Here is a 13,496-nt window from a genome sequence, read left to right as displayed (position 1 = left end):
TTGCAACTATTTGATGGAATTTTGCAACTTCCCACTAAAATCTTGCAAACTCACCTATTTTACGAAAAGCAGCAGCTGCTTGCTTTGGTGATTCTGCTTGACTAATACCACTTATAATAGCAATTCCATTTGCACCAGCCTTGTAAACATTCGTTGCATTATCTAATGTAATCCCACCAATTCCTACAATCGGTAAATCCCTAATTCCTGATGTTCTAATTTGTGTGATAAGTTCAGGTCCTACGACAGCATGTGCATCAGTTTTCGTTTTTGTTGAATACATTGGACCTACCCCGATATAGTTAGCCCCATCCTTCACAGCTAGTTTAGCCTCTTCAACTGAATGTGTAGATATTCCTAACCACTTATCTTGTCCAATTTGCTTTCTCGTAAGTAATGGATCACGGTCATCTTGCCCAATATGAACCCCGTCTGCCCCTAGCTCTATCGCAAGCTCAATATCATCATTCACTATAAAAGGAACTTTATACTCTTTACAGAGCTTTCTTAAGCTGTTTCCTAAATAAATACACTCCTGGCCAACTAAACATCCTACACCCTTTTCTCTAAACTGAAAAAGCGTGACCCCGCCCTCTAATGCCTCATATAACGTTTTCTCAGGATCAAGATCACGGCAATTTGTTGAACCCATAACAAAGTATACCTTTAATGCCTCCACAATGTTCATATCGATTAACTCCTTTTTAAATAGGCTCTTTTAAATTTGACTGTTGTTGCAGCGAGAGGCGTTCGCTTTCTGCGAGCGGTCTGGGAGCGTCCGCTGCGTCTTGCGATTGTAGGGTCTCCCTTTTGACTGGCATTTCAATGCAGAAGTCTCACTCATCCACATTATGCAAAAAGCAACAATCAGCTTTTTACATAGCCTTTAAATAAGAAAAACTGGCTCTAGTACGCATAAACTTTACACAAACTGACAAAAACAAGTCCAATTTGTGTAGAAAACGCAAAAGCCAGTCTTTTTCATTACCTATAAACGTTCCTTTTATTAAAAGCCCAATGATTCGTTGGACCATGACCACTACCAAATCCTAATTGATCCTCTATTGCGGATTGAATAAAGGCCTTTGCTGTTTGGATCGCGTCAAGTACGTTGTTTCCCTTGCTGATTTCAGCAGTGATTGCAGCAGCAAATGTACATCCTGTTCCATGTGTGTGCTTCGTCTCTTTTCGTTCTCCCTCAAAAAGGTGAAATGTATGACCATCATATAGGAGATCAGTAACCACATCATTTGTTGAATCATGACCACCTTTTACCATGACATTCTTTGCGCCAAGATCAACTAATCTTTTAGCCGCATCTTTTCTGTGATCCAGCGTGCGAATCTCCATTCCTGTTAACACCTCAGCTTCAGGAATATTAGGAGTAATCACTTTTGCTAAAGGTAATAAACTTGTAATTAATGCCTCGACCGCTTCTTCTTGTAAAAGCGATTGTCCACCTTTTGCTACCATTACTGGATCGACAATTATATTTTCCCAGCCGTAATGAACGATTTGCTGTGATACTAGACGAATCATGTCAGCGTTAAAAAGCATTCCTGTTTTTATAGCATGTGGTGATAAGTCCTCTGCCACCGAATCAATTTGCGTTTTTAATGCCTCTAAAGTCAGCGGGTATACACCTTGAACACCTAGTGTATTTTGAGCAGTAACAGCAGTAATAGCAGTCATTCCAAAAACACCTAGCTCTTGAAATGTTTTTAAATCAGCTTGAATCCCTGCTCCTCCACCAGAATCAGAGCCTGCAATTGTCAATGCACGAGATACAGTCATCTTAATTTCCTCCTTGCAACTTAACCGATGTAGCGATGATAGATCGTTTTGGCCTCGGCAATATCCTTTGTCCCATGGATAAGTGCGCGTCCATCCTTAAAAAGGACAACTCGATGCTCTCCAAATGTAAACGACATTAAAAATGGATTTTCTAAAAATGCATCTGCTATTGGTTTAATACGTTCAGAAATATTCTCAAATGAGATCTGCTTTCCATTTGTTGGCCTAATCTGAACAGTATCTCTTCCACATAAAACCGCAGCTTTCGTTTCTTTCTCAGCTGTTAAATATGGGTATACTGGATTTGTCCCACAAGTAGGACATGCATCATTTTTTAAACGATCCATATTAATCGAAGAATATTGATTTTTCCAAAGGTCAAATGATACTAGCTTACTGCGAAGATTTTCTTCATCTCCGACAAGTAGCTTTAACACCTCTGCAGTTTGATGTGACGTAACCATGCTAACAATAGGTGAGATGACACCAACAGTATCACAAGTCATCCCATCAAATGGGATATGCTTTAATAAACAATGAAGACACGGTGTTTTCTTCGGGATCACGGTAAAGGATAGACCATAGCTCCCAACACATCCACCGTAAATCCACGGGATGTCATGTTTTAATGAAACATCATTGATCAATAGCCTTGTTTCGAAATTATCAGTTGAATCAACGATGACATCGACTTCATCCAACCACCCTTCAATGTTAGCGGAGGTTACATCTTCAACAAATGCTTGAACTTCAACCTCTGAATTGATTTCATGTAGATGGTTTTTAGTAGCAATCGCCTTCGGAATACGATTGCTTGCATCTTTTTCAACGTATAGCTGTTGTCTTTGTAAATTGCTCCACTCCACATAATCACGGTCAATAATCGTTAATTTTCCGATCCCAGCTCGTGCAATCATCTCAGCATTAGCCGTGCCTAGCGCACCTGCACCAACAATTAGCACATGCTTATTCTTGATCTTTTCTTGACCACTTTCTCCAATTGGAGCAAATAATTGTTGTCTTGAGTAGCGTTCCATTAAGTTGTCATCATTCCTTCTGTTGGACTACTAGCTGTTGCATACTCCTTTTTAGGAATTCTACCAGCTTCAAAGCCAAGTCTGCCGGCTTCAATTGCAAGCTTCATCGCAACCGCCATTTTTATTGGGTCCTGTGCAGCAGAAACAGCTGTATTTAATAAAACTCCATCTGCACCAAGCTCCATAGCTAATGATGCATCAGAAGGTGAACCAATACCAGCATCCACGATAACAGGGACCTTTGATTGTTCAATAATAAATTGAAGATTCAACGGATTGAGTATTCCTTGACCAGATCCAATTGGTGAAGCACCAGGCATAATCGCGTGTACACCTAATTCCTCTAATTTTCTTGCCAACACAACATCATCTGATGTGTAAGGTAATACGATAAACCCTTCATCTAATAACATTTCACTTGCTTTTAATGTTTCTACTGGATCAGGAAGTAATGAACGCCAGCAGCCAATTACCTCTACTTTTATCATGTCACATAAGCCTGATGCTTTTGCAAGTCTAGCAATTCTTACTGCTTCTTCAGCTGTTTTAGCCCCAGCAGTATTAGGTAGTAAAGTATACTTTGAAACATCAAGCTGTTCTAAAAAGTTTGGTTGTGATTCTTCAAAAATATTCATTCGACGAACAGCAAAGGTTAAGATTTCAGACTCAGATTGTGCTACAGCTTCCTTTTGAACCTCAAATGATGGATATTTACCTGTACCTAATAATAATCTTGATTGGAATGTTTTATCAGCAATTTTTAACATGTTATCATCCTCCTCCTACAAAATGAACAAGTTCAACTTCATCACCGTTCTGTATATCAGTTGATTCATATTGGTCTTTTAAAATAATTTCTCGATTATGCTCGACAATGACAAGTCGATCCTCTAGCTTATAAAAAGCTAATAGCTGTTGAATCGTCTGAATGTCACCACTTAATTCTACGATTTCACCATTCAATTTAATGCTCATCTTTTTCACCTCATTGTTTGCACTTGAAGTCTATTAACTGAAAATGCCTTCACATAGTCTTCATTTTGTTTCCTATTTAAAATAAGATCTCTAATCATCAACCCTGTTTTCGGTGCTAATAGGATACCATTTCGATAATGGCCAGTTGCAAAATAAATATTTTCACCTTCAGGATGTTGACCAATGTAAGGTTTTCCATCAATTGGTTGTGGCCTTAAGCCTGCCCATGTATCAATAAGTTGTGCTGAAGAAATGCTAGGTATAATCGGTGTTACTTTTTCTATGAGAGATTGGATTCCACCAATTGTTGGCACTGTACTCCAATCATCCTCAACCATCGTCGCACCAATGACAAATCTCCCATCACCTTTTGGTACAATATAGCAATGATCATAAAAAATTGTTTTTTCCAAGCCTATATCATTGCTTTTAATAGACAGACATTCCCCTTTTACAGGATTTATTCCAGCATCTAAACCTAATTTCTTAAAGAAATGTCCACTCCAAACTCCATTTGCGATGACAATGTTTTTACATACAAAATCAGTTACCGGAGTAGATAGAGTGTACTCATTCGTTACTGTTTTCTTTATTTCATGTACTGGTGTATTCTCTAAAATCGTTGCTCCTAGTAATCTAGCAGACTTGGAAAATGCTGCACAAACATGGTATGGTGACACATGCCCGTCCTCTGGTATGTAAAGTGCACCTTTAATTGTTGCTGATAGAGTTGGTTCACTCTCTAGTACTACCTCTTTTGAGTGCCATTCCACTGATTCATGATACTTCACAACATCTTTTAAAGCAGAAGCCTCAGCATCTGTCATCGCTAGCTTATACATCCCTTTATCTACAAACTGAATATTAATCTGTGATATTTGTGAAAGTTCATCACGTAATACATGGTAGTGTTGTTGACTCTCTTTAGCAAATTGAAAAAATGCATCATTATTTTCTAACTCAGAATTTGCACCAAGCATACCAGCTGCAGCACTTGTCGCACCATTCCCTATCTTATTACTTTCTAAAATAAGGACAGATACGCCTTCTTTTGCTAATTGATAGGCGATCGATTGACCAATGATACCACCACCAATGATTCCTACCTCAAACTGTGTTTTCACGGTTTCTCACCTCTACTAAACTCAATCTTAATTCTTGTAATGCATTCTTTGGATTGTCACTTGCTATTACATAGGACATAACCGCTATGCCACTTAAATTCATCCCTGATAGCTTTGGTATGTTATTAGGAATAATTCCACCGATTGCAATAACAGGAATTCTTACACTTTGACATATTCCAGCTACTTGTTGTACCCCTCGAGGAGCTAGGTTTGGTTTTGAATTTGTTGGAAAAACATGCCCAAATAATAGATAATCCGCACCTGCTTTTTCACATTCAATTGCTTCTTGCAGAGAATGCACAGATCGACCGATCCTTAAATCAGGGTTCATTCGTCTTACCTTTTCGATAGGAAAGCTATGTCCTGGTAAGTGAACATTAGGAATTTCGTGCAAAAGTGCTACATCAAGTCGATCATTAATAACTAGCTTACTCTTTGGTACTCCGTTATTTAGTAAGATCGAGACAATCTCCAGTATTTCCGATACTGATTTCGTTTTTTCACGTATATGGATATAATCTACTTCATCGTGAATCATTACTATTCGTTTTGTTAATTCACAAACTGTCTGTTTCCCGTCAGATATGACATGAATCTCCAACTTTTTCACCTTAATTCATTTTCTTATGCAATTCCTTAAAATATAAAAAAACCACTTTCCGGGTAAGAAAGTGGTTTACATACATAGTTGTTTTATGCCGTAATCCACTTCCCTACGCTGGTACAAACCAGATCAGGTTATAAGGGTTTAAAAAGAAACACTTTCATCTCAGCCCCTTTATTGGGGATCCCCTAGCGGTCTTATTATTGACTTACATCTATCATACCAAATGTTTTTTAACTTTCAAGGAAAACTTCTTAAACATTCAGATAATACATTTGAAAATCAGATAAGCTCAAGCTCTCGTTTTAATTCCTTCACATACTCTCTTGAGCCTGTAACAATTAGACGATCACCAAGCTTTAAATCAGTATCCCCGTGAGGAACAATCGAATCCTTTCCTCTAAAGATTCGAACGAAAATGATATCTCCTGTGAACGGGAAGTTACGTAACAAGATATTATCATATTTTGCATTGTTTAAGTTTATTTGATAAAGCATTGTTTCTTGGTTTGTAATAATCCGCATTACACTTGGTGCTTCAATAAGCGCTCGTAACATTGTTTTTGTAGATAGAAATGTAGAGAAAACATCAATACCATGTTCCTTCATTTTTCCATCTAATTCAGGTGAAGCCACACTGGCAATGATACGATTCACTTGTTCATCTTTTGCAAACATAGCGATTTCAGCATTTCTTTCTTCATCACCTGTTGCAACGACTATCAGATCAACCTCAAACGCATTTTGTTCCTTTAACGTCTCAACCTGAAAATCTTTTAATTCTTTTATTTCAAATAATGATTCAGAAATTTGTTTATCAAGTTTATCTTGCTGAATATGATAAATCGTTGTTTCATATAAATCTGGGTTTAGCTCTCTTGTTACAGGTAATGACATTTGATTCGCACCGATAAAAGCAACTTTAATTTTTGGATTTTCATTTTTGTGCACTGGAAAGAGCTTTTTAAAGAATATCGGTGTGACTATACTCGTGATAACGGCAACTAATATGAGAGCACCTGACATCTCAGAAGTAATAATCTCCATCCTTTCCCCAATTGTTGCTGCAGCGATCACTAATGAAAGTGTTGAGGTTAATAGAAAACCTGATGCAAGAGTTGTTTTCATATCATACCAACGTTTTAAGTAAAGCACTGGAACAATCTTCGAAATTAGCAGGGCAATAATAAGTAAAGGAATTAATAAAAAGATCTTCGGATCCTTAAATAATGCCCAGATGTCTAAGTCTACTCCAACCATTACAAAAAATATTGGAATTAAAAATCCATAACCAAAGGAATCAAGCTTTTGAACCATTTCCTTATTAGGTGATAAAAGTGAAACTAATACACCGGCTAAGAAAGCTCCTAGGATATTTTCAGCACCAATTGTTTCAGAGATAGCTACTAACACAATAATAAGTGTGAATACAGCTCTCGTGCCAATTTGAATTGTTCCTTTTGACATCGTTTCAATAAATGAACGATTCTTGAAGGATTTCCCTAAGAAATATAGTAAAACACCCGCTCCAAACAGAATTAACAATAACCACGTGTTACTGTCTCCTCCACCATAAACTGACGCAAAGACAGCGAGTAAAACCATCGTTACTAAATCGGCAATAACAGCGATTAGAAGGATAATTTGCCCGATATTTGATTTCATAATTTGGGCGTCCTTTAAGGTCGGTACAACAACTCCTAGTGAAATCGTCGAAATAATCAGCGTCATTAAGAAGGCATTATCCATTAGGCCGATCAAGACAAAGAAATAGGAAAGCAGTAATGATAAAACAAAAATCCCTGCAAAAATGACACTCGATACTAAAAATGTATTTGGAGCATTTTTTCCTGAAGGAAGCTTTTCCTTCTTCTTACCTCCAGCGAATGCTGAAAAGTCAATTTCAAGACCACTTAAAAACATTAAGAAAATAAAACCAAGCATTGACAGTGTTTCAAGCCACATATCCTCTGATACGGCATTGAAGCCACTTTTACCAATTATTAATCCGACAATGATTTCAGCAACAACAACTGGCATAAAGTTCATTTTTAAGCGGTGTAACAAAATAGGTGTTAGAAATGCCGCAAGGATAACTATTACTAATGAAGTTACGGATGCACCATGCATCATATCCCTCCCTTATCTATTTGATATCGTTCACCAAAAGTGTTTCTTTATTAAAACAAAGTAAAAGCTTCATGTAAAATGTTAACTCTTCTATAACCACTAAATTAAATATTGCATAAACAAAGTAGCCATGCCAAAGTAAATTAAAATACTAATGATATCATTAATTGTTGTAATAAAAGGACCTGACGCCACCGCTGGATCTACCTTTAATCTGTGCATGATGAGCGGGATAAAGGCCCCTGCAATCGTCGCAACTGTTAAAGTAGCTAAAATTGAAATCCCCACTAAAATTCCTAAAAAGATATCCCCTTGCCAAACAAAAACGACGAGTGTAACAACAATTCCACATATCGTTCCTGTTATCAGACCTGTTCCAGCTTCTCTTAAAACCATTTTAAATGTACTTTGCTCCTGGGCATCTCCAACTGCTATTCTTCTTACTGCAACAGCTAGAGCTTGTGTACCAGTATTTCCTGCCATCCCTGCTATTAATGGAATAAAAACAGCTAAAATGGCTACCTTATCTAAAGTCTCTTCAAATCTGCCAATAAGACTAGCAGTAAACATTCCTAAAAACAGAAGGATAATTAGCCAAGGAAGTCTTTTTTTTGCTGCTGAAAATGGACCACGATCATTTGAATCAACATCTGAGATAGCTGCTAGCTTTGAGTAATCATCACTGGCTTCTTCATCGATTACGTCAACAATATCATCTACTGTAATGATTCCAAGTAAGTGACCTCTAAAGTCTATAACAGGAAGTGCTAAGAAGTTATAATCCTTCATTTTTCGGGCTACCTCTTCTTGGTCTTCTGCAACACTAACGGTATAAACACGTTCATTCATTACCTCAGATATCATTGTATCTGGTTCATTAATGATTAAATCCCTAAGAGAAATGACCCCTGCTAGTTTTTTATCCTCATCAATGACATAAATGTAATAAATGGTCTCTGCATTAGGTGCCTCATTTTTCAAGATCTGCATGGCAGAGTGTAATGTCTGATTTGCATGAATGGAAATATACTCCGTCGTCATAATACTTCCTGCAGTATATTCCTCATAATGGAGAAGCTCGCGGATTTCTTCAGCAGCTTCATCATCCATAATCGTTAAATAGCTTGCAACTTGATCCTTGTCTAGCTCATTTAATACATCTACAGCATCATCAGCATACATTTGTCCAAGCATATGTGCTGCAAATGTAGGATCCATCTCAGACAAAAACATTTCATACTGGTCATCATCATCTTCAATATTTTCAAAAACAGCCGCCATTTCCTCTGGAGACAGATATTTATAAACAGTATTACGGTCTTCCTCTTCTAACTTCACAAAAAGCTTTGCTTGATCATATGGATGCTGCTCTAAAAAAATCTCACGGAATTCATCCATATTCTGACTTGATAACGCAGCTAGTAATGATTCTTCTTCCAATTCTACTTTTTCTCTTTCATCTGACACTATAGGTCCTCCTCTCCATTTAGTCTCTCCCGCTTAGACTATTTCATAAATTACCTGAGGCTTGAGTCATAATTACTTCCATATAATATGGGATAAATAAAATGAAAAAGTAGTGTAAAATAGAGATATACCATTTATTCGACACATTCTTCATCCATTCTACATATTGCGCTACATCTAATAAATACTATAATATTCTATATGAAATAAGTGGCGCATTACAATGAACAACGAAACATTCATAAAAAATTTACATTTTCATATTCTGTGACAAAGGGTTCTTTGCAAATCGTTCACAATCGATTAAGATGGTTAATGATACAATGACAATGTAGAAATTTTCAAGTTTAAAGATTAGAAAGGGATCAACTATGACAACTGAAAAATTCCCTCAACAGCAAATAGATTATACGTTAATTTTTATTATGTTTTTATTAGCGATTATTAGTACATTCGCTATTAACAGTGCAGAAGAAACACTCCCTTCAGTACTTCAAGGTATTAATTTTTCAATGAAACAACTTCAATGGTATGTGATAGGTACAGTAGCTGTTTTCGTAACAATGCTTATAGATTACGATCGCTTTAAACAGCTTTCATGGTATTTATACGGATTTGGAATGCTGCTACTACTCGGTTTAGAGGTTTTGCCTTCAGGAATTGTTCAAACAATTAAAGGTGCTACAAGCTGGTATAAGCTTGGGCCTTTAGGAAACTTTCAACCTTCAGAATTAATGAAGATTTTTATGATCATCGTACTGAGTAAGATTATTGCTGATCACAGAGAAAAATACCCTAATAATACCCTAACAGATGATTTTCTTTTAATAGGAAAGCTTGCAGCTACTGCAGCACCACCTGTTCTTCTGCTAGTTAGACAACCAGATATGGGTATGACAATGGTATTCTGTGCAATAATTGCATCACTTGTTTTAGTATCTGGAATTAAATGGAGAATCATTTTAACAGCAGTTACTTCTGCACTCCTTGCAATCGGAACAGTCTTGATTATCTTTTTTAAGTTTCCTGACTTTTTCCACAAGTATATTTTAAAAGAATATCAACTCGACAGATTTTACGGCTGGTTAAACCCTTACGAATATTCTGGTGAACAAGGCTTCCAGCTCGTAAAATCCTTACTTGCAATCGGTTCTGGGGAGCTTAGAGGAAAAGGTTATGCAAACCTTGAGGTCTATTTACCTGAAGCCCATACAGACTTTATTTTTGCTATCATTTCTGAACAATTTGGTTTTATCGGAGGAAGTATTGTCGTTTCACTCTTCTTCTTATTAATTTACAGAATGATTCATATTTCATTAGAAAGCAACGATCCATTTGGTAGCTATCTATGTACAGGGATCATCGGTATGATCACATTCCAAGTATTCCAAAACGTCGGAATGACAATTGGCCTTCTACCAATCACAGGCCTCCCATTACCATTCGTAAGCTACGGAGGAAGCTCACTCGCAACCTACATGGTCGCAATCGGCATTGTCCTAAACGTAAGATCCCGCACACGAAAATACATGTTTGATTGAAAAGATGGTACCCTAATTAGTGGGTACTATTTTTTTTGAGATGGGGACATTTGAGATGGGGACAGTCCCCATTTGGACACCTTACATATCATCCATCAAAAATAACGACCATTGGGGACAGTCCCTTCAATTGTTGAAACCTTTGTAAGTCTTGAAATTTAATCATTGTAAACTGGTTCTTATACATTTGGGACTTCATTAGGGGACTGTCCCCAAAAAAATGTCCCCAAAAAAAGTTCAAAAAAATATCAGAGGTGATAAAGTGCAAATTGATGTTGTTGGAGATATCCATGGTTGTTTTAATGAATTTGAAGCTTTAACGAAAAAGCTTGGGTATAATTGGGCTTCAGGAATTCCTGTACATCCGGATGGTCGTAAGCTTTCATTTGTTGGAGATTTAACTGATCGTGGTCCAGCTTCTTTAAGAGTAGTTGATGTAATTTATCGCTTAGTCAAAGAGAAACATGCCTTTTATTCACCTGGAAACCACTGCAATAAGCTATATAGGTTTTTTCTTGGTAATAAAGTTCAAATTACACATGGTCTTGAAACAACTGTTGATGAATATGAGGCACTTTCCCATAGCCAACAAAATGAGGTTAAAAAGCAGTTTATTTGGCTTTATGAATCATCACCATTATATCAAGTTCTTGACAAGGGAAACTTAATTGTTGCACATGCAGGAATTCGAGAGGACTATATTGGAAAGGAAAGTAATGCTGTAAAGACCTTTGTCTTATATGGTGATATTACTGGTAAAAAGAATCCAGATGGGACGCCTGAACGTCGAGATTGGGCTCAGCATTATGATGGAAAAGCTCTAATCATTTATGGTCATACTCCAATAAAAGAACCGAAGCGATTAAAACGCACGATTAACATTGACACTGGTGCTGTATTTGGCAACAAGCTTACCGCTTATCGTTATCCAGAGGATCAACTAATTTCAGTCGACTCCACGCTTCCATATGATGAATCAAGATTCCGAGATAGAGGGTAGATCATTCTTTAGTTAATGCCTCTCTTCATTTTTGCTTTCCTTTAAGCTATAGTCTTCTCTAAAACACAAATGAACCCACTAACTCAATTAGTGGGTTCTAGCCAATCTTTCCATATCCTCAGGCAATTCAGATGCAAACTGTACTTCCTTTTCTAACAAAGGGTGCCAAAATGATAATTGGGCACTGTGGAGTGCTTGCCGGTTAATTTCTATAACATCCCCGCCGTATAAAGTATCACCACAGAGCGGATGACCCATTGACGAAAGATGTACACGAATTTGATGTGTTCTTCCAGTTTCAAGCACTAGCTTGATATGTGTTTTGTTTTTAAGAGTCTGAAGAACTTGAAAATGAGTTACCGCTTCCTGGCCATCCTCACGAATTTCCCTCTCTATAATGCTGTCTTTCTTACGGCCAATTGGGCTTGTAATTGTTCCCGCTTGCTGTTCGATCACTCCATGAACAATCGCTTCATATGTACGATGAATTTCCTTTTTCTTTTGCTGATCTGAAAATAATGAGTGAGCAAAACGGTGCTTTGCTACAAGCATTAATCCGGAGGTATCTTTATCTAAGCGATTCACTATATGAATCGTTGAAGGAATTTGCTGCTGTTGATAATAATTTATTAATCCATTTGCTAATGTTCCCTTTACATGGTCGCGGGATGGAATGGATGGTACAAAGGCAGGTTTATCAATTACTAAGCAATGATCGTCTTCATAAACAATTTTAAATGGGACATCATCAGCAATAAGACCTGCCCCTCTTTCTTCCTTAGGAAAAATAACAGTGAGGATATCGTTCTCTTTAAGATTGTAACGTACCGTCACATGATGAGAATTAACTAATAAATCTCCTCCGTTAAATTTAATATCCGTTAAAGCACGCTTTGAGATTTTCTTTTCTTTCACAAAATCCAAAACAGTTTTGCCAACATCTTCACTTAAAATCTTCCAATTTAGTTGAAATGTCATGTTATGAAACCTTCCTACTTTTATCTTCCTATATCCCCTACAAAGGAATCGCGTACCCTTTTCCAAAACGGGAAAGGTTTAAAGCGAGCAAATCTTACATTTTCATTTGCCACTCGACATTGAATCGATTTAACATCCTTATGTAAAAGAGTTAAATGATCAATCGTAATTTGAAAATCAACATCGTTCACTGGCTTCAACATACAAGTGTGATGTTCAGGTAAGATAAGCGGTGATCCGATTGTACGGAACACTCGATTATTGATGGATGCCATTTCGGCCAGCTGAATTGCTCGTAATGAAGGATGAAGAATCGCACCACCTAATGCTTTATTATAGGCAGTACTACCAGAAGGTGTAGACATACATAGCCCATCACCACGGAACGTTTCAAAGGTTTGTCCCTTGATTTCAACATCCATCACAAGAGTACCTTCAATACTTTTCACTGTACATTCGTTTAGCGCTAAATATCTCGCTTCACGACCACCATCATTATGACGAATAATAACCTCTAATATTGGATATTCCACAACCTGGTATGGTGTCTTCGCAATGGCGATAACGAGTTTTTCAATTTCATCAGGTACCCAATCGGCATAAAATCCAAGATGACCTGTATGTACACCAATAAAAGCAGTCTTATCCAATCTGCTACGATAACGATGAAACGCATATAAAAGGGTACCATCCCCACCAACAGAGATAACAATGTCTGGACGATCTTCATCATATTCTAATTGAAAATCCAATAAATAGGTTTTCATTTTTTGCATTATAGAGTTTGAAACAGGATCTCCCTTTGATGAAATGGCAAACTTCATTCAATTCTACCCCTTTATA

13 protein-coding genes and 1 riboswitch are annotated in these 13,496 nt (G+C 37.1%); of the genes, 2 read left to right on the top strand and 11 right to left on the bottom strand.

All coding sequences use genetic code 11. The features are described from left to right. Window positions 1–34: 34 nt before the first annotated feature. The 9 genes from thiE to mgtE all read right to left on the bottom strand — a co-directional run bounded on the left by thiE (window position 35) and on the right by mgtE (window position 9,134). Window positions 35–688 (bottom strand): thiamine phosphate synthase, encoded by a 654-nt coding sequence (gene thiE, locus HUW50_RS13760; protein ID WP_185652895.1) that lies wholly within the window; start codon window positions 686–688, stop codon window positions 35–37. Window positions 689–984: 296 nt separating this feature from the next. Beyond that, window positions 985–1,794: a bifunctional hydroxymethylpyrimidine kinase/phosphomethylpyrimidine kinase gene (gene thiD, locus HUW50_RS13755; protein ID WP_066336275.1), complete on the bottom strand. Its 810-nt coding sequence runs from the start codon at window positions 1,792–1,794 to the stop codon at window positions 985–987. Between the two features lie 20 nt (window positions 1,795–1,814). Continuing rightward, complete coding sequence (locus HUW50_RS13750; RefSeq protein ID WP_185652894.1) at window positions 1,815–2,831, bottom strand: thiazole biosynthesis adenylyltransferase ThiF; 1,017 nt, start codon at window positions 2,829–2,831, stop codon at window positions 1,815–1,817. Beyond that, complete coding sequence (locus tag HUW50_RS13745) at window positions 2,831–3,598, bottom strand: thiazole synthase (RefSeq protein ID WP_185652893.1); 768 nt, start codon at window positions 3,596–3,598, stop codon at window positions 2,831–2,833. Before HUW50_RS13745 ends, HUW50_RS13750 begins: the two co-directional genes overlap by 1 nt. 4 nt (window positions 3,599–3,602) lie before the next feature. After that, the gene (thiS, locus tag HUW50_RS13740) at window positions 3,603–3,806 is read right to left on the bottom strand and encodes a sulfur carrier protein ThiS (protein WP_066336283.1); all 204 of its coding nucleotides are present in this window, start codon (window positions 3,804–3,806) and stop codon (window positions 3,603–3,605) included. A 5-nt stretch (window positions 3,807–3,811) separates the two neighbouring features. After that, window positions 3,812–4,930 carry a glycine oxidase ThiO gene (gene thiO / locus HUW50_RS13735; protein ID WP_185654016.1) on the bottom strand — a complete coding sequence of 373 codons (1,119 nt, stop codon included), beginning with the start codon at window positions 4,928–4,930 and terminating at the stop codon, window positions 3,812–3,814. Then, a complete protein-coding gene (gene tenI / locus HUW50_RS13730) occupies window positions 4,914–5,534 on the bottom strand; it encodes a thiazole tautomerase TenI (RefSeq protein ID WP_066336288.1) in 621 nt (206 codons plus the stop codon). Before tenI ends, thiO begins: the two co-directional genes overlap by 17 nt. 92 nt (window positions 5,535–5,626) lie before the next feature. Continuing rightward, a riboswitch (TPP riboswitch) is annotated at window positions 5,627–5,737 on the bottom strand. A gap of 82 nt (window positions 5,738–5,819) precedes the next feature. Next, entirely contained in the window at window positions 5,820–7,667 is a 1,848-nt protein-coding gene (locus tag HUW50_RS13725) for a monovalent cation:proton antiporter family protein (RefSeq protein WP_185654064.1), read from the bottom strand. A 99-nt stretch (window positions 7,668–7,766) separates the two neighbouring features. Beyond that, window positions 7,767–9,134, bottom strand: a complete 1,368-nt coding sequence (mgtE, locus tag HUW50_RS13720; protein ID WP_066336291.1) for a magnesium transporter — start codon at window positions 9,132–9,134, stop codon at window positions 7,767–7,769. Window positions 9,135–9,505: 371 nt separating this feature from the next. Here mgtE and HUW50_RS13715 point away from each other — a divergent pair, with 371 nt between their 5' ends. Then, window positions 9,506–10,675, top strand: a complete 1,170-nt coding sequence (locus HUW50_RS13715; protein ID WP_066336294.1) for an FtsW/RodA/SpoVE family cell cycle protein — start codon at window positions 9,506–9,508, stop codon at window positions 10,673–10,675. A 262-nt stretch (window positions 10,676–10,937) separates the two neighbouring features. Beyond that, a complete protein-coding gene (gene prpE / locus HUW50_RS13710; protein WP_185654063.1) occupies window positions 10,938–11,675 on the top strand; it encodes a bis(5'-nucleosyl)-tetraphosphatase PrpE in 738 nt (245 codons plus the stop codon). Between the two features lie 87 nt (window positions 11,676–11,762). Here the strand turns inward: prpE and HUW50_RS13705 are convergent, their stop codons facing one another. Further along, window positions 11,763–12,653 carry an RluA family pseudouridine synthase gene (locus tag HUW50_RS13705; protein ID WP_066336299.1) on the bottom strand — a complete coding sequence of 297 codons (891 nt, stop codon included), beginning with the start codon at window positions 12,651–12,653 and terminating at the stop codon, window positions 11,763–11,765. Between the two features lie 20 nt (window positions 12,654–12,673). Then, window positions 12,674–13,477 carry an NAD kinase gene (locus HUW50_RS13700; RefSeq protein ID WP_066336301.1) on the bottom strand — a complete coding sequence of 268 codons (804 nt, stop codon included), beginning with the start codon at window positions 13,475–13,477 and terminating at the stop codon, window positions 12,674–12,676. Window positions 13,478–13,496 lie beyond the last annotated feature (19 nt).

It is taken from the genome of Metabacillus sp. KUDC1714, from assembly GCF_014217835.1.
Lineage (GTDB): Bacteria > Bacillota > Bacilli > Bacillales > Bacillaceae > Metabacillus > Metabacillus rhizosphaerae.
Note: the sequence above shows the minus strand (reverse complement) of the source record. Positions and strands in the feature narration are given on the sequence as shown.